Origin of the sequence: uncultured Sphingomonas sp. (assembly GCF_913776855.1) — a bacterium.
Taxonomy (GTDB): Bacteria; Pseudomonadota; Alphaproteobacteria; order Sphingomonadales; family Sphingomonadaceae; genus Sphingomonas.
Genome location: NZ_CAJYQD010000028.1, coordinates 1 through 25,031, shown reverse-complemented (window position 1 = coordinate 25,031; position 25,031 = coordinate 1). Strand labels below are relative to the sequence as shown.

Sequence of the window (25,031 nt, the reverse complement as noted above, 5' to 3'; positions counted from 1 at the left end):
AACCGTCCGCGATCGATCTCACGCCCTGCTCGCTCGGGCGATTTCGGCGGAGACGGACATGACCATCGGCGGATCGAGCGCGGCGGCGCAGCTGGCGGCGATCACCCCATGGGCCACGCCCGCTCCCCCCATCACCCCCGCCGAGCGCCACGCCCGCCTCGAACGCGCCCGCGCCCTGACCGACGCCGCCGGCGCCCACGCGCTGCTGGTCCATACCGGCGCGTCGCTCCAATATTTCACCGGTATTCCGTGGGGGGCGAGCGAGCGGATGGTCGCGCTCCTGCTGCCCGTGACCGGCACCCCGCGCATCATCTGTCCGGCGTTCGAGCGCGGCACGCTGGAGGCGGACCTGACCATTCCCGCCGACCTGCTATTGTGGGAGGAAGACGCGGATCCGACCGCGCTGGTCGCCGACGCCCTGCCCGCCGGGGCAACCCTCGCGGTCGACCCGCTGCTTCCGTTCGCATGGGGACAGAAGCTGGCGCGGCACGGGCTGATGCTGACCGATGGCGCGCCCGCGATCGATGGCTGCCGCATGGTCAAATCGCCCGCCGAGCTGGCGCTGCTGCAACAGGCGAAGGACATGACGCTCCACGTCCAGGCCGCCGCCGCCCGAATCTTACGCCCCGGCATCCTCGCCAGCGAGGTCGTCCGCTTCATCGACGACGCCCACCGTGCGATCGGTGGCGGCGGGTCGACTTTCTGTATCGTCCAGTTCGGCCGCGCCACCGCCTTTCCCCACGGCCTGCCCGGCGACCGCGCGCTGGCCGAGGGGGAGCTGGTGCTGATCGATACCGGCTGCCGGGTGGAGGGCTATCATAGCGACATCACCCGCACCTATGCCTTCGGCCCGGTCAGCGACGAAATGCGCGCGATCTGGGACATCGAACACGCCGCGCAAGCCGCCGCCTTCGCCGCCGCCGCCCCCGGCGTCCCCTGCGAAGCGGTCGACGCCGCTGCCCGCGCGGTGCTGGTCCGCGAAGGACTCGGCCCCGACTACCGCCTGCCAGGCCTGCCGCATCGCACCGGCCACGGCATCGGCCTGTCGATCCACGAACCGGCCTATCTGGTGCGCGGCGACACGACACCGTTCGCGCCGGGCATGTGCTTTTCCAACGAACCGATGATCGTCGTCCCCGACCGCTTCGGCATCCGGCTGGAGGATCATTTCCATGTGACCGACGACGGTGCGAAGTGGTTCACCCAGCCGCAGCCGTCGATCGACCGGCCCTTCGGATAGGACGCACTCCGACCCGGTTGACTCATAAATCTACATATATAGTTTACATGTTCGGCGGAACTGTTTCCGCCGAACATGGAGCATCAGCATGTCCCATCGGCTCAAGATCCTGCTTTCCATCGCTGCGGCCATCGCGGGTGTCACCGGCACGGCGGTCGCCCGGTCGACGCCCGCCGCACCCGCCGTCGACGCCCGCTCGCCCTTCCTCGGCGACTGGGAACTCGACCTCACCCGGATGCCGGCCAATTACGGCCCGCCGCCCAAACGCGTTCTCTACCGCTTTCAGGACATCGGAAATGGCAGGTGGCGTACCTCGGTAGATATTACCGCTCAGGATGGCAGCGTCCGGCACATGACCGTCGCCTATCGCCCCGACGGCACCGCCGCGCCGGGCGAAGGGGAAAAGAGCGAGGCCGACAGCGCGGCGATCCTGCTCCCCGCCCCGAACGTGATGGTGATGAACCTCGCCCGCGACCGGGTGCAGGGTTCGGTCCGCGTCTACACGCTGGCACCCGATGGCCGCGAAATGACCGAGGCCGCCGCGAACGTCGATGACAAGGGCCAGCCGTTCGTTCGCACCTTCCATTTCCGGCGCGTTGCCTGACGTCCGCCATCGTCGCTGCTTCGGCGGGGCGGCCCCTACCCGCGCAACCGCCCCGCCACCACCGGTCCCAGCCGCGCGACGATCCGGTCCACCCCTTGCGCATTCGGGTGAATCCCGTCCGGCTGCATCAGCGCGCGGTTGCCGATCACGCCGGCCAGGACGAACGGGTCGAGCGTCGCGCCATATTGCTTCGCCATGTCGGGCCAGATGCGGTTGAACGCGGCGGCATAGTCCGGTCCCAGATTGGGCGGCACCATCATGCCGGTCAGCACCACCGGAATGTCGCGCTGCTTCAATTCGTCCAGCATCGCGACGAAATTCGCCCGCGTCTCGGCCGGCGGGATTTGCCGCAACAGGTCGTTGCCGCCCAGCCCCAGCAGCACGAGGTCGGGCTTGCGATCCAGCTTGTCGAGGGTGAACGCCAGCCGCTGCCGCCCCGCCGCGCTGGTGTCGCCCGAAATGCCGGCATTCACCACCCGCGCGTTGATCCCCTCCGCCCGCAGCACGTCCTGCAGATCGTCGGGCAGGCTGTCGCCCCGCGCCAGGCCATAGCCGGCATACAGGCTGTCGCCGAACGCCACCACCAGCCGCTCCGGCCCCGCGACCGGGACCTGGCGATCGATCGGCGATGGCGGCGCATCGGCGGCGACGTTCACCGGCGCGGCCGCATTGCCTTCCGACAAATCCGGGCCACCGCATCCCGACAACAGCAACACACCTTGGAGAAGCGCGATCGCGCCTGCATATGGGGGTCCCTGCTTCGTCACTGGCGAAAAACTCCATGGTCTCGGTTTCGAACGATATGGTCATCGACGCGCGCGGTGTCACCCTGACGCTGGGCGACGGCGATGCCGCCACGCGCATCCTCCATGGCATCGACCTGTCCGTGCCCGCCGGGACCAGCGTCGCGCTGCTGGGCGCCTCCGGATCGGGCAAGTCGTCGCTGATGGCGGTGCTGTCGGGGCTGGAGCGGGCGAGCGGCGGGCAGGTCCATGTCGCGGGCGCCGACTTCGGCGCGATGGGGGAGGATGACCTGGCGCGTGCCCGGCGCGGCCGGATCGGCATCGTGTTGCAGGCGTTCCACCTGCTACCGACGATGACCGCGCTTGAAAACGTCGCGGTGCCGATGGAACTGGCGGGCGAGAGCGACGCCTTTGGCCGGGCAGAGGCCGAGCTGGTGTCGGTCGGCCTTGGCCACCGGCTCCACCATTATCCGACGCAATTGTCGGGCGGCGAACAGCAGCGCGTCGCCATCGCCCGCGCGCTGGCCGGGCGGCCGGCACTGGTATTCGCCGACGAACCGACCGGCAATCTCGACCGCGCCACTGGCCATGCGATCATGGACCTGCTGTTCGAACGCCGTGCGGCGACCGCCGCGACGTTGCTGGTCATCACCCACGATCCGGCACTGGCCGAACGCTGCGACCGAGTGGTCGAACTGGCCGATGGCCGGATCGCGCGGGATAGCGCGCGATGAGCATAGGTTTTCAAAACCCTTTTCCTCGTACCCCGGCGAAGGCCGGGGTACGGCAGGGTCTGAACTCGCGCCGGTATCTTTCCGGCCCCACCCGATGACCGAATGGCGCCTCGCCTGGACGTTCGCCCGCCGCGAACTGGATGCCCGCTTCCGGGGCCTGCGGCTGCTGCTGGTCTGCCTGATTCTCGGCGTCGGTGCGCTGGCGGCGATTGGCAGCCTCACCCGGTCGATCACCGGCGAACTGGCCGTCCGCGGGCAGAGCCTGCTGGGCGGCGACCTTGAACTCTCCGTATCGCAACGGACCGCCGATCCCGCCGAGCGCCGGGCGATGGCGAAGCTCGGCCGCGTGTCGGAAACGCTGCGGATGCAGTCGATGGCGGCGGGTAGCGACGGCCAGACCGCCCCGATCGAACTGAAGGCGGTCGACGCCGCCTATCCGCTCTACGGCACGCTCACCCTGCAAAGCGGCACCGCCCGCCCGTTGTCGCCGAGCGAAACCTATGTCGGCCCGGCGCTGGTCGAACGGCTAAAACTGCGCGTCGGGGGGCCGGTGCGCTATGGCACCGCCCGTTTCACCGTCGCCGGGATCATCGCCGACGAACCCGACCGGCTGAGCGAGGGCTTTACGCTCGGCGCGGTGGCGCTGGTGTCGCTGGACGGGTTGAACCGTACCGGCCTGATCGCGCCGGGCAGCCTGTATGAAAGCAAATACCGCATCGCCAGCCGCTACGATCCGGCGGTTGCGATCAAGGCATTTACCGACCGCTATCCGGGGCTGGGCTGGGACACGCGCACCCGCGACCGTGCATCGCCGGGGGCCGAACGTTTCCTGTCGCGCATGGGCGAATTCCTGGTGCTGGTCGGCCTCACCGCGCTGGTCATCGCCGGGATCGGGGTCGGCAACGGCGTGTCGAGCTACCTCGCCACCCGCCGTTCGAGCATCGCGACGCTGAAGGTATTGGGCGCGACCTCCGGACTGATCGCGCGGGTCTATCTGTTGCAGATCGTCGTCGTGTCCGCGATCGGCATCGCGGTGGGCGTGGCGATCGGTATCGCCGCCGTACCGCTGATCGTCGCGCTGGCAGGCGATGTACTGCCGGTCGCGCCGGCCTTTGCGATCCATCCGCTGCCACTGCTGCAGGCCGCAACCTATGGCCTGCTGATCGCGCTCGCCTTTGCCGCCCCGCCCCTGCTCGCGGCCGGCGCGGTGCCGGCCGCCGGGCTGTTGCGGGGCGTCCATGACCGGCGAAGCGCCCCGACATGGAAGGCGGCGGCCTGGATGGGCGCGGCCTTTGCCGGGATCGTCGCGCTGGTGCTGCTGACCAGCGAGCGGCCGTGGTTCGGCGCGGCGTTCCTTGCGGCGGCGGGCGGGCTGTTGCTGCTGTTGGCCGGATTGGGCTGGCTGATCCGCAGGCTGGCCGCCCGCCTGCCGCGTTCGCGTGCGCCCTTGTGGCGGCTCGCGGTTGCGGCGCTCCATCGTCCCGGCGCGCGGACCGGCGCGCTGGTGGTGGCATTGGGGCTGGGCCTCACCCTGTTCGTGCTGCTCGCCGCGATCCGCACCAGCCTCGACGCCAATATCGCCCGGACCGTGCCAGCCCGCGCGCCTGCGCTGTTCGCGCTCGACGTGCCGCCGCCGCGCGAAGCCGCCTTTCGCGACACCATCCGTCGCATCCAACCCGGCGCGGAGGTGCAGACCGTGCCCCTGATGCGCGGCACGATCACCGCCTATGGCAAGACCCGCGTCGCCGACCTCAAGACGATTCCCGAAGGCGCATGGGCGCTGCGTGGCGAGCGCGGCCTGACCTTTGCCGCCGACCTGCCGCCGGGGAGCGAACTGGTCGCGGGCAAGTGGTGGCCGGCAAACTATATCGGACCGCCGCTGGTGTCGGTCGACGAACGGATGGCCGAGGCGCTGGCGCTGAAGATCGGCGATCCGCTGACCATCAGCGTCGCGGGACAGGAACGCACCGCCCGCATCGCTTCGCTGCGCAAGATCGCGTGGGACACGATGGGGTTCAATTTCGTGATGGTGTTCAGCCCCGACACGCTGTCCGACGTACCGCATAACCTAGCAGCGACGATCACCATGCCGCCGGGCCGCGAACGCGCCCTCGTCCGTGCGCTGTCGGCAGGCTTCCCCTCGACCTCGGTCGTGGAGGTGCGCGAGGTGATCGGGCAGGTCCGCACCATCGTGTCGCAAATGGCGACCGCCATCGCGGCGGCGGCGGGGATCGCGATCCTTGCCGGCATCGCCGTGCTGGTCGGTGCGATCGCGGCGGCGCGGGAGACGCGGACCTATGATTCGGTGATCCTGAAGACGCTGGGCGCGACGCGCGGACAGATACTGGCGGCGCAGGCGCTGGAATATCTGCTGCTGGCGGTCATCCTCGCCGTGCTGGCGGCGGTGATCGGCATCGCCGGGGGCTGGTATGTGGTCGTCGAGCTGTTCGCGTTCGACTGGTTGCCCGATTACGGCGCGATCGCGGCGACGCTGGCGGTCGGCGTCGGGGTGACGGTGGGGATCGGGCTGCTCGGGGCGCTGCCGATCCTGAGCGCGCGGCCCGCGCGGGCGTTGAGAGAACTCTAAAAATCCTCCCCGGCACGGGGAGGGGGACCGCCGCGTAAGCGGTGGTGGAGGGGGTTCTCGGCGCAACGCTACGGCGCCGTATGCCGACACCCCCCTCCACCATGCTGCGCATGGTCCCCCTCCCCGTGCCGGGGAGGATATGAAAAACCCCGGCAGTTGCCTGCCGGGGCTTGTCGATTACACCGCTGCGCGGGGAGCGCCGCCGCGACCGCGGCCACCACGGCCACGACCGCCGCCACCGCCCGGACGACCACCGCCACCCGGACGACCGCCGCCACCGGCACCGGCCTCGCGCGGCGGACGCCCGCCACCGCCCTGGCCTTCGCCCCGCTGCGGCTGGCCGCCACGCGCCGGATTGCCGACCGGACCGCCGCGACCATGCGCCGGCTTCGCGCCATGGGCATGGGTCGCCCGCGGCCGCGCGGGTCCGCGCTCGCTGGGCAGGCGCTCGGGACGATCGGGGGCATAGGGCGCACGGCTCGCCTTGATCTTCGCGCTCTGTTCGAGGAAGTCGGCGGGCAGCGGCACGACCTCGACCTTCTGCTTGGTCAGCCGCTCGATGCCCTTCAGATAGGGCCGCTCATCATCGGCGCAGAAGCTGAACGCCACGCCCGACGCACCCGCGCGCGCGGTGCGGCCGATGCGGTGGACATACTGCTCCGACACATTGGGCAGTTCGAAGTTCACGACGTGGCTGACCCCCGACACGTCGATGCCGCGCGCGGCGATGTCGGTTGCGACCAGGATCGGCACGGTGCCGTCGCGGAACGCGGCCAGCGCCCGTTCGCGCTGCGGCTGCGACTTGTTGCCGTGGATCGCGTTCGACGCAATGCCGTTGGCGGCCAGCAGCTTCACGACGCGGTCGGCGCCATGCTTGGTGCGGGTGAACACCAGCGCGCGATCGATCTTGGTATTGCGGAAGAACATCGTCAGCAGCGTCTGCTTCTCAGCCTGCTGGACGAAGGTGACATATTGTTCGACGCGCTCGGCGGTCGACGACACCGGCGTGACCTGCACCGTCGCCGGATCGGTCAGATACTTGTCGGCAAGTTCGCGAATGTCCTTGGGCATCGTCGCCGAGAAGAACAGCGTCTGGCGCGACTTCGGCACCATCGACACGATGCGGCGCAGCGCGTGGATGAAGCCCAGATCGAGCATCTGGTCGGCTTCGTCAAGGACGAGGATTTCGAGTTCGCCAAGGCCGAGGCACTTCTGGTCGATCAGGTCGAGCAGCCGGCCCGGCGTGGCGACGAGGATGTCGACGCCCGCCGCCACGTCGCGGATGTTGCGCGGCACCGGCACGCCGCCGAACACGGTGGCGACGGTCAGCTTGCTGTGTTTGGCATAGGCGCGGGCATTGTCGGCGATCTGGCTGACCAGTTCGCGCGTCGGCGCCAGCACCAGCATCCGGCAGCGCATCGGGCGGCGACGGACATTCGCCTTCACCAGCAGATCGATCGAGGGAAGGACGAACGCGGCGGTCTTGCCGGTACCGGTCTGGGCGATGCCCAGCAGGTCGCGCCCTTCGAGGACCAGCGGGATCGCGTCGCGCTGGATCGGGGTGGGGGTTTCGTAATTCTTGGCGGCGAGCGCGTCGAGGATCGACTTCGACAGGCCGAGCGACTGGAAGGACATGACAGTTCCTATAAAACAGGTCCGGCATCCGTTGGCGCTCACACGGGCGCACGGATGGCGGGGCAAAAATTGCGACCCGCGTGACTAGGGAAGCCGGTTGGAGCTGCGACGCGGAGCCGAGACCCATAAGGTCCGATCACGCTGCCTGGAAAAAGCGTCGCTGCGCTGCGGCAAATAGGCGGTTTCCTGACACAGGTCAAGAAGATGGCCGATTTTGCGGCCACTTCGCGCTGGCAACGGCAGAATCGCGGGCTTAGTAACCCGGTATGTCCGAACCCAAATCGGCCGACATCGCTGTCGACGCGCTGCCCCGTCGTCACCTGCGCCTGCTGGGCGAAGCGGCCGACCGGCTGCTCGCGGCGAAAGACCCGGCCGCGATGGTCGACGATCTCTTCGCGCTGATCGCCGAGGAGCTGCGGCTCGACATCTTCTTCAACTACCGGCTCGACGGCGATGTGCTGACGCTGGTCGCCCATGCCGGATTGACCGAGGAGGAAGCGGCGGCCGGTGCGCAACTGATCGTGGGACAGGCGGTGTGCGGTTGCGCTGCGCGCGAGCGTCGCCCGATCCAGGCGTTCGGTATCCAGTCGTCGGACGATCCGCTGACCGATTTCGTCCGCGGGCTGGGCATCGATGCCTATGCCTGTACCCCGCTGGTCCATGGCACCGAATTGCTCGGCACCTTGGGCTTCGGTCGGCGCTGGACCGACCATTATGATCCCGACGAACTGACCTTCCTCCACACCATCTGCCACTATGTCGCGCTGGCAAAATACCGGCTGAAGATCGAGGCGGAGTTGCGCGCGGGCATCGCATCGCGCGAGCGGCTGCTGGCCGAACTCAACCACCGGGTCCGCAACGCGCTGCAGACCGCCGTCGCCGTCGTCCGGCTGGGCGCGGCCGATACGGCGGACGATGCGGCGCGCACTGCCCTCACCGCCGCCGCCGCCCGGCTGGAGGTTCTCGCCGCCGCGCATCGCCCGCTCTATGCGACCGACCGCCCCAGCCGGATCGACATCGCCGGGCTGATCGAATCGCTGGTGGAACGCGACGACGACGAACCGGTCGATATTGCGGTGACCGGTAGCCCCGCCCTGCCGATCGAACAGGCCGCAGCGGTCGCGCTGCTGACCCATGCCCTGGTCGGTGCCGAACCCGATATTGTAAGCCACGTCGCGATCGACATGACCGCCGACCTGCTGCGCGTGACGCTGACCGGTGTCGCGATGGGGCAGCCACGCCCGACGCTGGACGACAGCCGCCTGGTGCGCGGGCTGGCGCGACAGCTGCGGGCCGATGTCGCGCGCGATGGCGGCGACCGCCTGACAATCGCCGTGCCCGGCCGCCATGATGGGTGACGCCCTGCGCATCCTGCTGGTCGAGGACGAGGCGCTGGTCGCGATGCTCGTGGAAGACGCGCTGGTCCTGCACGGCCATATCGTCACCGGCATCGCCGATACCCGTGCCGAGGCGCTGGCGCTGGCCGAGGCCGACCGGCCCGACCTTGCGCTCTGCGACGTCCGGCTGGCGCATGGCGATTGCGGACGCGGCGTGGCAGCGACGCTGGCGGAGCGCGGCATTCCCTGCCTGTTTCTCAGCGGCAATTGCCCGGACGTCGCCGATCATCCGCTGATCCTGGGTTGCGTCGCAAAGCCGTTCCAGGCCGCCGCACTGGACCGGGTGATCGACGCCGTGCTGGTCCGCTTGGCCGGGAAGATGCCGGAGCGCGTACCGGCCGAGTTGCGCTTCTACTAAACCCGCTCGATCCGCCCGCCTGCGACATGATAGCCGGTGGCATCGCCCGGAATATCGCTGAACAACGCCGCCTCGGTACCGGTCAGCCATACCTGTCCCGCCCCCGCCGCCCGCGCGAACAGCGCGGCGCGGCGGGCGGGGTCGAGATGCGCGGCCACTTCGTCGAGCAACAGGACCGGCCGCCGCCCGGCGCGCTCCGCCACCAGTTCGGCATGAGCCAGCACCAGCCCCAGCAGCAGCGCCTTCTGCTCGCCGGTCGAACAGCGCGCCGCCGCCATGCCCCGGTCGCGGTCGGTGACGATCAGGTCGACGCGGTGCGGTCCGCTCAGCGCCCGCCCCGCCGCCGCATCGCGCGCACGCCCCGCCGCCAGCTCGCGGGCGAACAGCGCGGCGTCGCCATGCCACCCCTCCAGCGACAGCGCCGCCCGCGGGAAATCGGTCGCCGCCAGCGCCGCGATCCGTTCCTCCAGCATGGCGACCGAATCCGCCCGTGCCGCGCCCAACGCCACCCCATGTTCGACCATCCGCGCCTCCAGCGCCGACAGCCAGTCGGGATCGGGGGTCGTATCCTCCGCCAGCAGCCGGTTGCGCTGGCGCATCGCCGCGTCATAGCGGGTCGCCTGCGTCGCATGGGCCGGGTTCAGCGCCAGCGTCATCCGGTCGAGGAACCGCCGCCGCTCTCCCGCCGGTTCGACGAACAGCCGGTCCATCGCCGGGGTCAGCCACAGCACCGACAGCCATTCGGCCAGCGCCGTCGCCGCCGCGCCCGCGCCGTTGATGCGCACGATCCGCCGCTCGGGCGCGTTCGCCTGCGTCCCCGTGCCGATCCGCACATCGTCGGGCAGGTCGGCGGCGACACCGAAGCCGCCTGCCCCGCCTTCGCGCGCCATGTCCGACAGCGGCGCACGGCGCAGGCCACGGCCCGGTGCCAGCAGCGACACCGCCTCCAGCACATTGGTCTTGCCCGCGCCATTCGGACCGCTCAGCACGACGAAGCCCGCACCCGGTTCGATGGTGCCGCCCGCATGGTTGCGAAAATCGGTCAGGGTCAGGCGGGTCAGCATGTGGCCTTGACCGTTAGCGGTGCGGACGCCGACGCGAAACCCTTGGGCCACCGGCGCTTTGTTATACGAACGAAACTTTCCGGCGCCTCGCGAATTTGGAAGGTTCGACTTACGACAGGAATCGCCGATGCCCCGTTTCGTCCTGATGGCCGCTGCCGCCTTCGCGCTCACTGCCTGCGGCTCGCAAAGCCCCGAGCAGCAGCGTGCGGACCAGTTGCGCGACCAGGCCGATGCCGAAGCCGACGCGATCGAAGCCGCCGCCGAAAACCAGACCGCGCAGATGAAGGTCGAGGCGGAGGCTCTGGTCAATCAGGCCGGACAGGCCGGCGGTTATGACGCCGAACGGCTGAAGGTCCGCGCCGATGCGATCCGCGAGGAAGCGAAGCTGGTCAAGCAACAGGCGGAAGCGCGGGCCAAGGCGGTGCGCGACCGTGGCGAGGCGCAGGCGAGCGCCGCGCTGGCCAAATAACGCCCCGCCGATTCCATCGCCACCCCAGCGAAGGCTGGGATATTCGCGTTACAGCGTGCGACAGGCGCCGCTTGAGATCTTGGCCTGCACTCGGGTGACGCCCGCTATCGGGTTGGTCGTCAGATCCCCGCCAGCCCCTGTTCACGCAAGCGCGCTTGCGCAGCGTGATAAGCGACCGGTTCGGCAATCTTCAGCCGTCGCCGCGCCGCATCGAGCGGTTCGGCCAGCAGCGCCTCATAATCCTCGGCGTGCAGCCACCTCGCCCGCCGCCCATGCCGATACCCTTCCCACACCGCCTTTGCGAACGCCCGCTCGCCGGTGACGCGCAGCGACTTCAGCGCGGCGCCCACGGCGATCGCCGCCCATCCCAGCCCGCCCGTCTGCGCATAGGAAAATGCGACGAGGCACGCCTCGCCCAGATGCTCCTCGGCGGTATAGCCGGTCAGGATGTGCCAGATGTCGTGGACATCCCGCTCCCGCCGGCCGAACCACGCGACCGGATGGGCGGCGTCCTGCCACCCCTCGCCATCGGCATAGCTGATGTCGGCCAGCCCCTGTGCCGAAAATCCGGTGCGATCGAGAAAGGCACGATACTGCGCGCCGACGCTGCCATCGGGCAGGGCGTCGACCCAGGCGCGATCGGAGAAACGCCGCGCCAGTTCGACATGATCGTAGGCGATCCGCCCGCCATCCGGTTCGCGCAGCAGGCGCGCATAGTTGCGATGGCTGGTATCGGCGTTCAACGCACGCATGATGCGGAACACCTGCACCGTGTCGTTGCCATCGGCGAGCAGGCGCTTGAGCGCACCCCATGCCGCGCCCCAGTCACGTCGCATTGGCTGTATCGTATCGACGTGCTGCGTCGCCATGGCCACCTCCGCTACTTACAGCAATGTAAGTATTGCAGCGACCGCGGATCGTCAAGCCGGAGGGATCAGCCTGCCTTGGGCTTCTTCGGCTGGGCGTTGTCCACCACGAACCGGCCGCCGCGCTCGCACGATGCGCTGATGACCGGATAGGACAGGTCGGTATTGCTGGCGAGGATGGTCGGCATCGCTGCCTGGCATTCGGCGACCGATGTATAGCTCGCCGGAGCAACCCGCTCCCGCGTGCAGGTCGCGCCATCGTCGCCGCAACCCAGGATCGCCATGACATAGACCAGAGGTGCCATTTCCCGTCTCCTCGACGGTTTCAATACTTTGGTATGCACCTTGTTCCGACGAAGCGTTGCCTATCCGCGCCGGCCGCCCCAAATGGCGCTTGCCATGCCGCCCGAAACCCATTCCGCCTCCGGTCCGACCCGGCCGATGCTGGCGACGCTCCGCCGCTTCATTCCCTATCTCTGGCCCGCCGATGCGCCGGGGCTGAAGGTCCGCATCGTCGCCGCACTGCTGCTGGTCGTCGCGTCGAAGCTGGTGCAGGTCTATGGCGCGCCGTTCGCGTTGCAGGGCGCGATCGACACCATGGCGGCGGGATCGCGCGACGCGCTGTGGCTGGTCGTCGCGCTGGTCGCGGGTTATGCGGCGGCGCGGTTCGGCGGCACGTTGTTCGACAATCTGCGCAACGTGGTGTTCGAACGCGTCGGGCAGGATGCGACGCGACGGCTGGCCGCGTCGGTGTTCCGCCACCTCCACGCGCTGTCGCTGCGCTTCCACCTCGAACGGCGTACCGGCGCGGTGACCAAGGTGGTCGAGCGGGGCACGAAGAGCATCGACACGATGCTGTATTTCCTGCTGTTCAACATCGCGCCGACCATCCTCGAACTCACGCTGGTCCTGTCGATCTTCGGCACGCGCTTCGGCGGCTGGCTGGTCGGCGGGACGGTGGCGATGGTGGTGTTCTACATCGTCTTCACCCGCTGGGTCACCGACTGGCGCTCGGCGTTGCGCGAACGGATGAACGATCTCGATACCGGCGCCGTCGCCCATGCGGTCGATTCGCTGCTGAACTTCGAAACGGTCAAATATTTCGGGGCGGAGGAACGCGAGGCCGAACGCTACGACCGCGCCATCGCCGGCTATGCCGATGCGGCGGTGAAGTCCGAAAACTCGCTGGCGCTGCTCAATATCGGGCAGGCACTGATTACGGCGCTGATGCTGGGTGGGGGCATGGCGCTGATCGTGTTCGGCTGGTCGAGCGGCCGCTTTACGCCGGGCGACGTCGTGCTGGTGTCGACCCTGCTGACCCAGCTGTTCCGCCCGCTCGACCTGCTCGGCATGGTCTATCGCACCGTGCGGCAGGGGGTGGTCGACATGGGTGCGATGTTCGACCTGATCGACGCGCCGGCCGAAATCGTCGATGCCCCCGGCGCCCCGAAGCTCGCCGTGACCCAAGGCCATGTCCGGTTCGAAGGGGTCGGCTTCGGCTATGGCGACGGGCGCCAGATCCTGAACGGCATCGATCTCGACATTCCGCCCGGCACCACGCTGGCGGTGGTCGGGCCATCGGGCGCGGGCAAGTCGACACTCGCCCGCCTGTTGTTCCGCTTCTACGATCCCACCGCCGGACGGATCACCATCGACGGACAGGATATTGCCGCGGTAACGCAGGCGTCGCTGCGCAGCTCGATCGGCATCGTGCCGCAGGATACCGTGCTGTTCAACGACACCATCGGCTACAACATCGCTTATGGCCGGGCCGCTGCGACCGAAGGCGAGATTGCGGAGGCGGCCCGCGGCGCCTCCATCGCGCCGTTCATCGCCAGCCTGCCCGAAGGCTTCGCCACCCGCGTCGGCGAACGCGGCCTCAAACTGTCGGGCGGCGAGAAGCAGCGCGTGGCGATCGCCCGTACGCTGCTGAAGAACCCGCCTGTCCTGATCCTCGACGAGGCGACCAGCGCGCTCGACAGCCGGACCGAGGCGGACATCCTCGACACGCTGGAAGCGATCGAGCGCGGCCGCACCACGATCGTCATCGCCCACCGCCTGTCGACCGTGGTCCATGCCGACCGCATCGTCGTGCTGGAAGGCGGGCGTGTGGCCGAAAGCGGATCGCACGCCGACCTGCTGCGCCTGGGCGGCACCTATGCCGAAATGTGGGCGCGCCAGGCCGACGAGCGCGAGGCGGCACTGGCCGAGGCGTAAGCGTTTACCATCGCCCATGGACACTGCGCCGCGCTGACGCGTATCCCCGGCGCATTGCGGGAGGAACGCGCGTGAAGGATACCTTGAAGAAGGCGGCGACGACGACCGCATTGGTCGGTGGCGGGCTGGCGTTGTGGACGGCGCTCGCCGCCAGCGCGTCGGAGGCACTGGTCCCGGCGGACGGTGCGTTCGTCGACGTGCCAGGGGCGCGGCTGCACTATGTCGATACCGGCGGCGACAACCCGGTGATCGTCCTGCTCCACGGCATCTATGGCCAGCTGCGCAACTTCACCTATGCACTGACCGGCCAGCTGGCCGACCACCGGCTGATCGTCGTCGACCGCCCCGGTTGGGGCCATTCGACCGTCGAGGGCGATCATCCCCCGATCGAGACGCAGGCGCGGATGATCGCCGACCTGATCGACGCGCTGGGCCTCGACCGTCCGTTGCTGGTCGGGCATTCGATGGGCGGTGCGGTGGCGCTGGCCATGGCGCTGAACCAGCCGTCGAAGATCCGCGGCCTCGCGCTGATCGCCCCGCTGACGCAGCGGATGACCGCCATGCCCGCGATCTTCCGGGGCAAGGCCCCGCCCGAGGCGCTGCGCGGCCTTGCCGCATGGACGGTCGGCGTGCCGCTGACCACGCTGACCGGGCCGGCCGTATCGAAACAGGTCTTCGCGCCCGATCCCGTGCCGCTCGATTTCGGCACGCGCGGCGGCGGGCTGATCGCGCTGCGTCCGTCGAGTTTCCAGGCGGGCGCGGCTGAGCTGACCGACGCCAATCGCGCGCTGGCGACGATGGTCCCGCGCTATGGCGCGATCAGGCTGCCGGTCGCCATTCTATACGGCCGCGACGACGAACTGCTCGATCCGGTCAGCCAGGGCGACGTGACCGCCGGCGAGATTCCGGGCGCGACCCTGACCAGGATCGACGGCGGCCATATGATCCCGGTCACCCACGCCGCCGACACCGCCCGATGGCTGCGCACGGCGGCATCCGCGTGAGACGCCGGGCGCTGCTCCTCGCCGTCCTGCTCGGCGGGTGCAGTGCCTATGGCGACGGGATGGGCGACATCCTCGCCGGCAGGGGCATCGCCGCGCGCGAGCCGAGCTATGACGTCCCCTATGTTCCCACCCCCGAACCGGTGGTCGACGCGATGTTGTCGATCGCCGGGGTCGGTCCTGCCGACACGCTGATCGACCTGGGGTCGGGCGATGGCCGCATCCCGATCGCCGCCGCGCGGTTGGGCGCACGGGCAAACGGCGTCGAGATCGACCCAACCCTGGTCGAGCGCGCCCGCCGCAACGCCGCGCTGTTCGGTCTGCAGGATCGCGCGCGCTTCACCGCCGCCAACCTGTTCGCCACGCCGCTAAGCGATGCCAGCGTGGTGACGATGTACCTGTTGCCGCGCATCAATCTGGCGCTCCGCCCGCGCCTGCTGACCGAACTCCGGCCCGGTACGCGCATCGTCGCCCATGCCTTCGACATGGGGGACTGGCGCGCCGACATGGAGCGGCCGGTCGGCGACCGCCGCGTCTATCTGTGGATCGTCCCGGCGGTGGCGGGCGGCACCTGGCGGGCGACGCTGGGCGACGGGCGTCAGGTACCGCTGACGATCGACCAGCGGTTTCAGGACGTGACCGGTATGCTGGGCGGTGCAGCTCTGACCGGAACCTTGCGCGGGACGGCGCTCAGCTTCACCGCCGGCGGCCGCACCTATCGCGGGACGGTGGGGGAAGCCGCCATCACCGGCGAAGGCTGGCGCGCGATACGGTTGGAATAGGACCGATACGCCACTCCAGCGCGGGCCAGTGCGAGGTCCGGAGGACAGGATCAAGCTTCCACCACCCCTCGACGCGCCTGCCCCGCATCCCTAGGTGAAACCCGATGGCGCTCGACCCGATCCCCGTATTGCAATCCACCTTCGGCTTTCCCGACTTTCGCGGGGTGCAGCGGCAGGTGGTCGACCGGGTGCTGGCCGGACAGCGCACGCTGGCGGTGATGCCGACCGGTGCGGGCAAGTCGCTGACCTATCAGCTACCGGCACAGATGCTGTCGGGCACCTGCGTCGTCGTTTCGCCGCTGATCGCGCTGATGCACGACCAGCTGCGCGCCGCCACCGCCGTCGGCATCCGCGCCGCGACGTTGACCTCCGCCGACGACAACCGCGCGGAAACGCGTGGCCGGTTCCTCGACGGGGAACTCGACCTGCTCTACGTCGCGCCCGAACGCGCGTCGGGCAGCGATTTTCGCGAACTGCTCGCGCGCGGCAACCTGTCGCTGTTCGCGATCGACGAGGCGCATTGCGTCAGCGAATGGGGCCACGACTTCCGCCCCGACTACCGCCTGCTGCGCCCGCTGTTCGACCAGTTTCCGGACGTCCCGCGCCTCGCGCTGACCGCCACCGCCGACGCGCATACCCGTGCCGACATCCTCGAACAGCTCGGCATCCCGCACGACGGACTGATCGTCGCCGGCTTCGACCGCCCGAACATCCGCTACCACATCACCCCGCGCGATCAGGGCACGCGCCAGATCGCCGACGTGATCGCCGCCACCCCCGGCCCCGGCATCGTCTATGTCCAGTCACGCGCCGGCACCGAGAAACTGGCCGAGGCGCTGGCAAAGACCGGCCGCCCGGTCCGCGTCTATCACGCCGGCCTCGACCCGGCGGTGCGACAGCGCAACCAGCATGACTTCGTTGCGTCCGAAGACATGGTGATGGTCGCGACCATCGCCTTCGGCATGGGCATCGACAAACCCGATGTGCGCTTCGTCGCGCACGCCGGGCTGCCGAAATCGATCGAGGCCTATTATCAGGAAACCGGCCGCGCGGGCCGCGACGGCGATCCGGCGGTCGCGCATCTGTTCTGGGGTGCCGACGACTTCGCCCGCGCCCGCCAGCGGATCGGCGAGGTCGAACCCGCCCGCCAGCCGGGCGAGCGCCAGCGGCTCAATTCCCTTGGCGCGCTGGTCGAGACCGCCGGGTGTCGCCGCGCGATGCTGCTACGGCATTTCGGTGAATCGCCGCCCGAAACTTGCGGGAATTGCGACAATTGCCTGACCCCGCCCAACGCCGTCGATGCGACACAGGTGGCCCGGAAATATCTCTCAGCCGTGTTCCGCACCGGCATGATGTTCGGCGCGACCTATATCGAACAGGTGCTGACCGGCCAGTCGACCGAACGCAGCATGACCAACGGCCACGAAAACCTGTCGGTGTGGAATATCGTCGACGGCGACGAACTGGCGCTGCTCAAACCGGTCGGTCGCGCGCTGCAACTGCGCGATGCGTTGCGCGCCAACGACCATGGCGGACTGGAATTCGGCCCTGCCGCGCGCGGATTGCTGAAGGGCGACGACACGCTGTCGCTGATCGTGCCCCCCAAGCGTGAACGCCGCCGCGGCCGTAACGGCACGTCGGCCACCCCGAACCCGACCGGCGACCCGCTGTTCGAGGCACTGCGCGCGAAACGCCGCGAACTGGCGCAGGAGGCGGGTGTGCCGCCCTATGTCATCTTCCACGATTCGGTCCTGCGCGAGATGGCGGCGGACCGGCCGCAAACCATCGGCGGAATGCGCCGCATCACCGGCGTGGGTGAAAAGAAGCTGCAGGCATACGGCGATGCGTTCCTGAGCGTCATCAAGCAGCATTAAAGCTCCTCCCCGTGCCGGGGAGGATTTGCGCGCGTCGCCCCGCCCGGCTATCCTCCCCCCCATGCACATCCGCCGTATCGACGACCGCATTTCGGTCAGCCCGCAGATCACCGCCGACGACATCGCCACGCTGAAGGCACAGGGCTTCACCGCCATCGTCAACAACCGGCCCGAGGGCGAGGAAGCCGGCCAGCCGGCGGGCGATACCATTGCCGAAGCGGCGGCTGCGGCGGGCATGGCCTATCACGCCATTCCGATCACCCATGCCGGGTTCAGCCATCCGCAGCTCGACGCGATGGCGACGATCCTGAACGAAACCGATGGTCCGATCCTCGCCTATTGCCGGTCGGGCACGCGGTCGTGCAACCTGTGGGCGCTGGCCCGTGCCAAGCAGGGCGGCGATCCGGCCACGCTGGTGGCGGCGGGCGGCGGTGCAGGCTACGACCTGTCTGGCATCCGCCCAATGCTGGACGCGCTGTCCCAGGGTTGATCCATATCGACGTGCGCTCCCCGGAAAAGGAAGGGGCCCGTTGCCCGACACCGGCAACGACGCGGCCCCAGCATGGCGGAGACACGCCGGGATAAGCGGCATCCGCCCCGACATGCTTAATCGACGGTACGTTAACGCACTGAACCGCTTTGGTTTTTGGCGTTAACCAAATCGCAACCCCCTGCCGGCAATTTCGTGCCTGTACCAATGGGGGTTTAGAACATGGGCATTAGTCAGAAAGGCGCCCGCTTCCTCTCGGAAAGCCGGGTGGAAGACGCAGGCGCAAATAACAGCACGGCGTGGTTCGATCTCGGCATCTGCTATTCCAGCGGCACCGGTGGCGCGATGATCGATCTGGTCGAGGCGCATAAATGGTTCAACCTCGCCGCGATGTCGGGCGTCGAGGCGGCACAGGCATGGCGCGCCGAAATCGCGTGCGACATGACTCCGCGCCAGATCGCCGACGCGCAAAAGGCGGCACGGGCGTTTCTGCAGGCGGGCGCGCGGCCCAACTGATCGACGACGCCAACGGGTCCGGCGGCGTTGCGCTGCCGGGGGCAGAACCCGTTGACGGAAATGACCGGCATCGAATTAAGGCCGATCGAGATCCAGCGATACGCATGGATTTTCGTCATTCCCGCGCAGGCGAAAATCCCTAAACGCCAACGCTGCGGCATGATCCGCACCACTGGCGTCTATGAATTCCCGCCTTCGCGGACGTGACGAGCATATTGTACGCTACGCCTTCGCCGCCGGTTTCTTCGCCGCCGGCTTCTTCGCAGGTGCCTTCTTAACCGCGCCATCCTTGGTCGCCGCCGACTTCTTCGGCGCGGCCTTCTTGGCCGCCGGCTTCTTCTTGCCCTTCGCCGGTGCCGCCGCCGCACGGTCGTCGATCAGCTGGGCGGCTTCCTCCAGCGTCAGCGCATTCGGTTCGACCGACTTCGGGATCGTCGCATTGGTGGTGCCGTCGGTGACGTAGGGGCCATAGCGCCCCTCCATCAGCTTGATCTCCGCCTCGGTACGCGGGTGGTTGCCCAGCACCTTCAGCGGTTCCTTCGCCGCGCCGCGCGCGGGACGGCCGCCGCCCGCCGCCGCTTCGGCCAGCTTCACCACCGCCGCGTTCATGCCGGTTTCGAACACGTCCGCCGTCGACTGCAACCGCGCATATTTGCCGGCGTGCTTGAGGTACGGGCCATAGCGCCCGATCGCCGCCTCGATCGGTTCGCCCGTTTCCGGGTGGTTGCCGATGGTGCGCGGCAGGCTCAGCAGCTTCAGCGCCCATTCGAGGTTCAGCTCACCGATATCCTTCGGGATCGACGCGCGCTTGGCCTCCTTGCCCTCGCCCAGCTGGATGTACGGCCCGAAGCGTCCCGACTTGCGTTCGACCTCCAGCCCCGTCTCCGGGTCCTTGCCCAGCGATTCCGGCCCGGCATCGCCGCCGTCCTCGCCGCCCGGCTGCGCGAAGCGGCGGGTATATTTGCATTCGGGATAGTTGGAGCAGGCGATGAACGCGCCGAACTTGCCGCCGCGCAGCGCCAGCCGCCCCTCACCACAATTCGGGCACAGCCGCGGGTCGGTGCCATCCGCCTTTTCGGGGAACAGGTACGATCCCAGGAACTGGTCCAGCTCGGCGGTGATCGCGCTCGGCTGCTGCTCCATCACTTCCGATGTGCGCGGCTTGAAGTCGCGCCAGAACGCCTCCAGCACCGCCTGCCATTCGGCGCGGCCGCCCGACACGTCGTCCAGCTCCTCCTCCAGCTCGGCAGTGAAGTCGTAGCCGACATATTTCTCGAAGAAGCGTTCGAGGAACGCGGTCAGCAGCCGCCCGGTTTCCTCGGCGAAGAACCGGTTCTTCTCGACGCGGACATAGCCGCGATCCTTCAGCACCTGGATGATCGAGGCATAGGTCGACGGGCGCCCGATCCCCAGTTCCTCCAATCGCTTGACCAGCGACGCTTCGGAGAAGCGCGGCGGCGGCTGGGTGAAATGCTGTTCGGAAACCACGTCCTTCTTGGCCGGGGCATCGCCCGACCGGAGCAGCGGCAGGCGGCGCGAATCCTCGTCCGCCGCATCGTCGCGCCCTTCCTCGTATAAGGCGAGATAGCCGGGGAACAACACCACCTGTCCGGTCGCGCGCAGCCCGGTCTGCCCGGTCTGGTCCTCCAGCTCGACCGCCGTCCGCTCCAGTCGCGCCGACGCCATCTGGCTGGCCAGTGCCCGCTTCCAGATCAGGTCGTACAGCCGCGCATGATCGCCGCTGCCCGCACGGTCCTTCGAAAAGTCGGTCGGGCGGATCGCCTCGTGCGCTTCCTGCGCATTCTTGGCCTTGGTCTGGTACTGGCGCGGCTTGTCGGGGACATAGCTGCCGTCATAGCGGTTCGCGATCGCCCCACGCGCGGCATCGATCGCCGATCCGTCCATCTGCACGCCGTCGGTCCGCATGTACGTGATCGCGCCGTCCTCATACAGCGACTGCGCCACCCGCATCGTATGGCTGGCGGAGAAACCGAGCTTGCGCGCCGCCTCCTGCTGCAGCGTCGAGGTGGTGAAGGGCGGCGGCGGATTGCGCGTCGCGGGCTTCGTCTCGACATTGACGACGGTGAAGCGGCCATCGACCACCGCCGCCTTCGCGACCTCGGCCGACCCGGCATCGCCCAGCGACAGCTTGTCGAGCTTCTTGCCCTTCAGCTTGACCAGACGCGCATCGAACGGCGTGCCATCGGCCTCCATCCTGGCGACGACCGACCAATATTCCTGCGCGATAAAGGTCTCGATTTCGCGCTCGCGCTCGACCAGCAGCCTGAGCGCCACCGACTGCACCCGGCCCGCCGACTTGGCGCCGGGCAGCTTGCGCCACAGCACCGGCGACAGCGTGAACCCGACCAGATAGTCGAGCGCACGGCGCGCCCGGTACGCATCGATCAGATCGGTATCGAGGTCGCGCGGCGCCTTCATCGCCGCCAGGATCGCCGGCTTGGTAATCGCGTTGAACGTGACGCGCTCTACTTCCTTCGGCAGCGCGCGGCGCTTCTTCAGCACCTCCTGCACGTGCCAGCTGATCGCCTCGCCCTCGCGGTCAGGGTCGGTGGCGAGGATCAGGCGGTCGGCGGTCTTCGCCAGATCGGTGATCGCCTTCAGCTGCTTCGTCTTGTCCGCATAGGTTTCCCAATCCATCGCGAAGCCGTCGTCGGGGTTCACCGACCCATCCTTGGGCGGCAGGTCGCGGACGTGACCGTAGGAAGCGAGGACGCGGTAATCCGACCCCAGATATTTTTCGATGGTCTTCGCCTTGGCGGGCGATTCGACGATGACGAGCTGCATGATGTGGCGGTCGGTCCTTGTGCGTACGCGTACGAGAGTGGGGAGGGAGGGACCGCTACGTCAAGTCGCACATCGTTAATCCCGTATGACGTTCACGCCACCATACGTTCCGCCCAATCGTCCAACGCCGCCCAACGCAACGCCACGGCGATATTGTGGCGATGGTCCGCAAAGCTGAACCGTTCCGGATCGATCCGCTCGCCCCGCACCATGTCCCAGATCGGACTGTGTCCGGCGGGATCGTAGCGCCGGAACGGGCGGTCGTGATCAACCTGGTCCGGCGCAAGCGCATGGGATCGCGTAGCCTGACCGCGACGCACCATTCGATGCCGTTCCCCGGCCGGGCCGTCTGTAACACCGGTCACGACGGAATGGGTCAGCACCCACAGGACGGTATCTTCTGGATCGATCCGATCTGAACCGACGATGTAACGGGTTAAGGTCGCGACCGGCACCGTGTGTTCGATGTGAACCGTCTGGCCCAGCGCCTTGGTGCCACATCGATCGGCTTCGGGCAGCGCCATGAAGTCTTCGGTCCGATATAGTGCGCCTGCGCAATGGGTACCCCCGCCGGCCTGCCAGCCAAATCGGTTGTGCATGTGGCGGACGTCGATGTTGCGGATATCGTTATCGTGCAGCCGGACACATTGCGGCGTGCTGAGCGTCCGGCGGATCCGCTCACCCTCACGCTGCCAGAACGCCTGAGCCTTGTCACCCTCGGCACGCGCCAGTTCGACCGTCATTCTATCCTCCAACTATTTCGGCAAGGATGAGGATGCGCTCAGAAACAAACGGTTAAACGCTACGCCAGACTGACCCGCCCCGCGGCGTGCCGTTCCAGCCGCCCGGCCAGTTCCAGTTCGAGCAGCACGGTCTGCACCACCGGCGTCGGGCATCCCGATTGCCGTACCAGTTCGTCGACCGCGACCGGCACCGGGCCCAGCAGCCCGGCGATCCGCGCCCGCTCCGCTTCGGTCGCATCGGCGGCGGCCGGTTCGGGGCGATAGACGCCGCCGGGCGATCGCACCGCCCGCGCGTCGATCGGCCGCAGCATCTCCGCCACGTCGGCCGCATTCTGCACCAATGTCGCGCCCTCACGGATCAGCGCGTTGCATCCTTGCGCGCGCGGGTCGAGCGGCGATCCCGGCACCGCCATCACCTCGCGCCCCGCCTCGCCGGCCAGCCGCGCGGTGATGAGTGATCCCGACCGGGGTGCCGCCTCGACCACCACCGTACCCAGCGACAGTCCGGCGATGATCCGGTTGCGCGACGGGAAATGCCGGGCGAGCGGCTGCGTGCCCGGCGGCTGTTCGGCGACCAGCAGCCCACGCGTCGCCACCTCCTCTTGCAAGCCGGCATTTTCGGGCGGGAACACGACGTCGATACCGCTGGCGATCACGCCGATGGTCGCATGGCCGATCGCGCCCTGATGCACCGCCGTATCGATCCCGCGCGCCAGCCCCGAGACGACGGCATAGCCCGCCGCGCCCAGTTCCTCGGCCAGCCCGCGCGCGAAGCGGCACGCGGCGGCGGACGCGTTGCGCGCGCCGACCATCGCCACCGCCGGCCGCGCCAGCAACGACAGGTCGCCCCGCACGATCAACGCGGGCGGCGCGCTGTCGATCTCCGCCAGCAGCGCCGGATAGTCAGGATCGCCGAGCAGCAGATAGCGCCCGCCCAGCCCGCGCACCGTCGCGATCTCGCGCCGGACAACCGCTTCGTCGGCCAGCACCGGAGCGCGTCCGCCGCCGCGCGCCGCCAGCGTCGGCAGCGCTTCGATCGCCGCCACGGCATCGCCGTACCGCTCGATCAGCGCGCGAAAGGTGACCGGGCCGATATTGGCCGAACGAATCAGCCGCAGCGCCGCGAACCGCGCGGCGTTCTGGTCGGCGGTACCGGCCCGCTCAACCACCTGCTCAGTCACGCTTGCGGCCGATCCTCGGCTCGGTCCCCGCCATCAGCCGCGCGATATTCTCGCGATGCTTCCACAACACGATCAGCGCGAGGCCGAGGAACAGCACCGCCAGGTCGAACCGTCCGACCGCCGCCGCCGCGATCGGCGCGACGATCGCCGCCGCCATTCCCGCCACCGACGAAATGCGCACCGTCCCCAGCAGTCCCAGCCACAGGATCGCATAGGCCAGCCCCGCGATCGGGCTGAGCGCCACGACGACGCCCATCATCGTCGCCACGCCCTTGCCGCCGCGGAACCGCAGCCATAGCGGATAGCAATGCCCGACGAACGCCGCCGCCCCGGCGACCAGTTCCTCGCCCGGCAACAGCGCGCGCACGATCCATACCGCCGCCGCCCCCTTCAACAGGTCGAGCAGCAGCGTCGCCGCCGCCAGCCCCTTGCGCCCGGTGCGCAGCACGTTGGTCGCGCCGATATTGCCCGACCCGATCGTACGCAGGTCGCCCGCCCCGGCGATGCGGGTCAGCAGGACGCCCCACGGAATCGATCCGAGCAGATAACCGATCAGCAACGCCGCCGCCGGCGGGAACCACAATATTGCGCTCGACAGAATAGCCCCCGTTCACCTTGCCGTCCGTGCTGCGAAGGGTAAGGGGTTCGGCGACGGCTTGCAACGCGGCGGGCACGGCTGAAGGAATAGCGATCCGACCATGACCGAGGCGGCTTCCCCGATCCTGTTCTTCGATTCGGGCGTCGGCGGCCTGTCGGTCGTGGCGCCGACCGCGCGGCTGCTGCCGACCGCACCGATCGTCTATGCCGCCGATTCGGCCGGTTTCCCCTATGGCATCCGGACCGAGGGAGAGATCGCCGCCCGCGTTCCCGCACTGCTCGGGCGGCTGGTCGAACGCTATCGCCCGCGGCTGGTTGTCATCGCCTGCAACACCGCCTCGACCATCGCGCTGCCGGTGGTGCGCGCCGCATTGGACGTGCCGGTGGTCGGCACCGTGCCCGCGATCAAGGTCGCGGCGGAGCGGAGCGCCACGCGGGTAATCGGCGTGCTGGGCACGCAGGCGACGGTCCGCCAGCCCTATGTCGACGACCTTGCCGCACGCTTCGCCGCCGACTGCACCGTGCTGCGCCACGGATCGGCGGCGCTGGTCGAACTGGCCGAAAGCGCGCTGGCCGGCACCCCGACGCCACCCGCAGCGATCGCCGCCGAACTGGCCGGGCTGTTCGACCAGCCGGGCGGCGACCGGATTGACGTGATCGTCAATGCCTGCACCCATTTTCCGCTGCTGGAGGATAGGATGCGTGCCATCGCGCCGGACGTTGCCTTCGTCGACGGTGGCCCCGGCATCGCCCGCCGTATCGTGACACTGACGCACGGCCAGGCCTTTCCCGCGACTCCGGTACCCAGCCGGCTGGTCTTCACCCGGCTGGGCGAGCGCGAGCGCACCATCGCGGCGGGGCTGGAACGTCAGGGGTTCGGGTCGGTCGAGGCGCTGTAGCCGCCCCCCTTGGACAATATGTCCAACCCCGCCGATCACCGTAACCGCTTTTATCCGCTGGCAACCGCGCGTTCCAGCAGGTACACCCGCGCCCCATGAGCATCGACGCAGTTCCGGCCCGCTCGGTCGATTACAACCGTGTCTTCGCACAGGCGATCGACCGCCTGCACGAGGAAGGGCGCTACCGCGTCTTCATCGACATCCTGCGCAACAAGGGGCAATTCCCCAA

General features: G+C 68.7%; 24 protein-coding genes and 1 pseudogene. 16 read left to right on the top strand and 9 right to left on the bottom strand.

What is annotated here, in order from left to right:
* Nucleotides 1–58: 58 nt before the first annotated feature.
* Nucleotides 59–1,240: a Xaa-Pro peptidase family protein gene (locus tag QZ755_RS07145; protein WP_294321265.1), complete on the top strand. Its 1,182-nt coding sequence runs from the start codon at nucleotides 59–61 to the stop codon at nucleotides 1,238–1,240.
* Nucleotides 1,241–1,328: 88 nt separating this feature from the next.
* On the top strand, nucleotides 1,329–1,844 hold the full coding sequence (locus tag QZ755_RS07140; RefSeq protein WP_294321262.1) for a hypothetical protein: 516 nt from the start codon (nucleotides 1,329–1,331) through the stop codon (nucleotides 1,842–1,844).
* 35 nt (nucleotides 1,845–1,879) lie between these two features.
* Here the strand turns inward: QZ755_RS07140 and QZ755_RS07135 are convergent, their stop codons facing one another.
* A complete protein-coding gene (locus QZ755_RS07135; protein WP_294321260.1) occupies nucleotides 1,880–2,560 on the bottom strand; it encodes an arylesterase in 681 nt (226 codons plus the stop codon).
* 65 nt (nucleotides 2,561–2,625) lie between these two features.
* Here QZ755_RS07135 and QZ755_RS07130 point away from each other — a divergent pair, with 65 nt between their 5' ends.
* Nucleotides 2,626–3,321, top strand: a complete 696-nt coding sequence (locus QZ755_RS07130; protein WP_294321256.1) for an ABC transporter ATP-binding protein — start codon at nucleotides 2,626–2,628, stop codon at nucleotides 3,319–3,321.
* Between the two features lie 94 nt (nucleotides 3,322–3,415).
* The gene (locus QZ755_RS07125; RefSeq protein WP_294321255.1) at nucleotides 3,416–5,908 is read left to right on the top strand and encodes an FtsX-like permease family protein; all 2,493 of its coding nucleotides are present in this window, start codon (nucleotides 3,416–3,418) and stop codon (nucleotides 5,906–5,908) included.
* 177 nt (nucleotides 5,909–6,085) lie between these two features.
* Here QZ755_RS07125 and QZ755_RS07120 read toward each other — a convergent pair whose 3' ends face one another.
* Nucleotides 6,086–7,543: a DEAD/DEAH box helicase gene (locus tag QZ755_RS07120; protein ID WP_294321254.1), complete on the bottom strand. Its 1,458-nt coding sequence runs from the start codon at nucleotides 7,541–7,543 to the stop codon at nucleotides 6,086–6,088.
* Nucleotides 7,544–7,809: 266 nt separating this feature from the next.
* On the opposite strand from QZ755_RS07120, the gene QZ755_RS07115 reads away from it, so the two are divergent.
* On the top strand, nucleotides 7,810–8,901 hold the full coding sequence (locus tag QZ755_RS07115; protein WP_294321252.1) for a GAF domain-containing protein: 1,092 nt from the start codon (nucleotides 7,810–7,812) through the stop codon (nucleotides 8,899–8,901).
* Nucleotides 8,891–9,298 (top strand): response regulator, encoded by a 408-nt coding sequence (locus QZ755_RS07110; RefSeq protein WP_294321249.1) that lies wholly within the window; start codon nucleotides 8,891–8,893, stop codon nucleotides 9,296–9,298. The genes QZ755_RS07115 and QZ755_RS07110 overlap by 11 nt, the downstream gene beginning before the upstream one ends.
* On the opposite strand, the gene recF is transcribed toward QZ755_RS07110, so the two are convergent.
* The gene (recF, locus tag QZ755_RS07105) at nucleotides 9,295–10,362 is read right to left on the bottom strand and encodes a DNA replication/repair protein RecF (RefSeq protein ID WP_294321247.1); all 1,068 of its coding nucleotides are present in this window, start codon (nucleotides 10,360–10,362) and stop codon (nucleotides 9,295–9,297) included. The two genes, QZ755_RS07110 and recF, sit on opposite strands and share 4 nt — an antisense overlap.
* A 127-nt stretch (nucleotides 10,363–10,489) precedes the next feature.
* Between recF and QZ755_RS07100 the strand changes: the two genes are divergently transcribed.
* Nucleotides 10,490–10,831, top strand: coding sequence for a hypothetical protein (locus QZ755_RS07100; protein ID WP_294321244.1), 342 nt, complete (start codon nucleotides 10,490–10,492; stop codon nucleotides 10,829–10,831).
* A gap of 119 nt (nucleotides 10,832–10,950) precedes the next feature.
* Here QZ755_RS07100 and QZ755_RS07095 read toward each other — a convergent pair whose 3' ends face one another.
* The gene (locus tag QZ755_RS07095) at nucleotides 10,951–11,667 is read right to left on the bottom strand and encodes a Coq4 family protein (protein ID WP_294321241.1); all 717 of its coding nucleotides are present in this window, start codon (nucleotides 11,665–11,667) and stop codon (nucleotides 10,951–10,953) included.
* A 98-nt stretch (nucleotides 11,668–11,765) separates the two neighbouring features.
* Nucleotides 11,766–12,002, bottom strand: coding sequence for a hypothetical protein (locus tag QZ755_RS07090; protein ID WP_294321239.1), 237 nt, complete (start codon nucleotides 12,000–12,002; stop codon nucleotides 11,766–11,768).
* 94 nt (nucleotides 12,003–12,096) lie between these two features.
* On the opposite strand from QZ755_RS07090, the gene QZ755_RS07085 reads away from it, so the two are divergent.
* The 7 genes from QZ755_RS07085 to QZ755_RS07055 all read left to right on the top strand — a co-directional run bounded on the left by QZ755_RS07085 (nucleotide 12,097) and on the right by QZ755_RS07055 (nucleotide 18,784).
* On the top strand, nucleotides 12,097–13,914 hold the full coding sequence (locus tag QZ755_RS07085) for an ABC transporter ATP-binding protein/permease (RefSeq protein ID WP_294321236.1): 1,818 nt from the start codon (nucleotides 12,097–12,099) through the stop codon (nucleotides 13,912–13,914).
* Between the two features lie 71 nt (nucleotides 13,915–13,985).
* Nucleotides 13,986–14,918, top strand: a complete 933-nt coding sequence (locus tag QZ755_RS07080) for an alpha/beta hydrolase (RefSeq protein WP_294321233.1) — start codon at nucleotides 13,986–13,988, stop codon at nucleotides 14,916–14,918.
* Nucleotides 14,915–15,697, top strand: a complete 783-nt coding sequence (locus QZ755_RS07075; RefSeq protein WP_294321231.1) for a class I SAM-dependent methyltransferase — start codon at nucleotides 14,915–14,917, stop codon at nucleotides 15,695–15,697. Before QZ755_RS07080 ends, QZ755_RS07075 begins: the two co-directional genes overlap by 4 nt.
* A gap of 104 nt (nucleotides 15,698–15,801) precedes the next feature.
* Entirely contained in the window at nucleotides 15,802–17,571 is a 1,770-nt protein-coding gene (gene recQ / locus QZ755_RS07070) for a DNA helicase RecQ (protein WP_294321228.1), read from the top strand.
* Nucleotides 17,572–17,632: 61 nt separating this feature from the next.
* A complete protein-coding gene (locus tag QZ755_RS07065) occupies nucleotides 17,633–18,061 on the top strand; it encodes a TIGR01244 family sulfur transferase (RefSeq protein WP_294321225.1) in 429 nt (142 codons plus the stop codon).
* A gap of 222 nt (nucleotides 18,062–18,283) precedes the next feature.
* The gene (locus QZ755_RS07060; RefSeq protein ID WP_294321224.1) at nucleotides 18,284–18,577 is read left to right on the top strand and encodes a hypothetical protein; all 294 of its coding nucleotides are present in this window, start codon (nucleotides 18,284–18,286) and stop codon (nucleotides 18,575–18,577) included.
* A gap of 60 nt (nucleotides 18,578–18,637) precedes the next feature.
* Nucleotides 18,638–18,784: a hypothetical protein gene (locus QZ755_RS07055; RefSeq protein ID WP_294321222.1), complete on the top strand. Its 147-nt coding sequence runs from the start codon at nucleotides 18,638–18,640 to the stop codon at nucleotides 18,782–18,784.
* Between the two features lie 15 nt (nucleotides 18,785–18,799).
* Here QZ755_RS07055 and topA read toward each other — a convergent pair whose 3' ends face one another.
* From topA to plsY, 4 genes are all read right to left on the bottom strand, one after another.
* Nucleotides 18,800–21,382, bottom strand: a complete 2,583-nt coding sequence (gene topA, locus QZ755_RS07050) for a type I DNA topoisomerase (protein WP_294321220.1) — start codon at nucleotides 21,380–21,382, stop codon at nucleotides 18,800–18,802.
* Between the two features lie 92 nt (nucleotides 21,383–21,474).
* Nucleotides 21,475–22,125 (bottom strand): hypothetical protein, encoded by a 651-nt coding sequence (locus QZ755_RS07045; RefSeq protein ID WP_294321217.1) that lies wholly within the window; start codon nucleotides 22,123–22,125, stop codon nucleotides 21,475–21,477.
* Nucleotides 22,126–22,184: 59 nt separating this feature from the next.
* The gene (gene dprA, locus QZ755_RS07040; protein WP_294321468.1) at nucleotides 22,185–23,294 is read right to left on the bottom strand and encodes a DNA-processing protein DprA; all 1,110 of its coding nucleotides are present in this window, start codon (nucleotides 23,292–23,294) and stop codon (nucleotides 22,185–22,187) included.
* Between the two features lie 4 nt (nucleotides 23,295–23,298).
* The gene (gene plsY / locus QZ755_RS07035; protein ID WP_294321214.1) at nucleotides 23,299–23,889 is read right to left on the bottom strand and encodes a glycerol-3-phosphate 1-O-acyltransferase PlsY; all 591 of its coding nucleotides are present in this window, start codon (nucleotides 23,887–23,889) and stop codon (nucleotides 23,299–23,301) included.
* Between the two features lie 115 nt (nucleotides 23,890–24,004).
* Here plsY and murI point away from each other — a divergent pair, with 115 nt between their 5' ends.
* Together murI and QZ755_RS07025 are read left to right on the top strand one after the other, a co-directional pair.
* Complete coding sequence (gene murI, locus QZ755_RS07030; RefSeq protein WP_294321211.1) at nucleotides 24,005–24,802, top strand: glutamate racemase; 798 nt, start codon at nucleotides 24,005–24,007, stop codon at nucleotides 24,800–24,802.
* Nucleotides 24,803–24,897: 95 nt separating this feature from the next.
* A pseudogene (locus QZ755_RS07025) lies at nucleotides 24,898–25,031 on the top strand (5-aminolevulinate synthase); the annotation flags it as partial.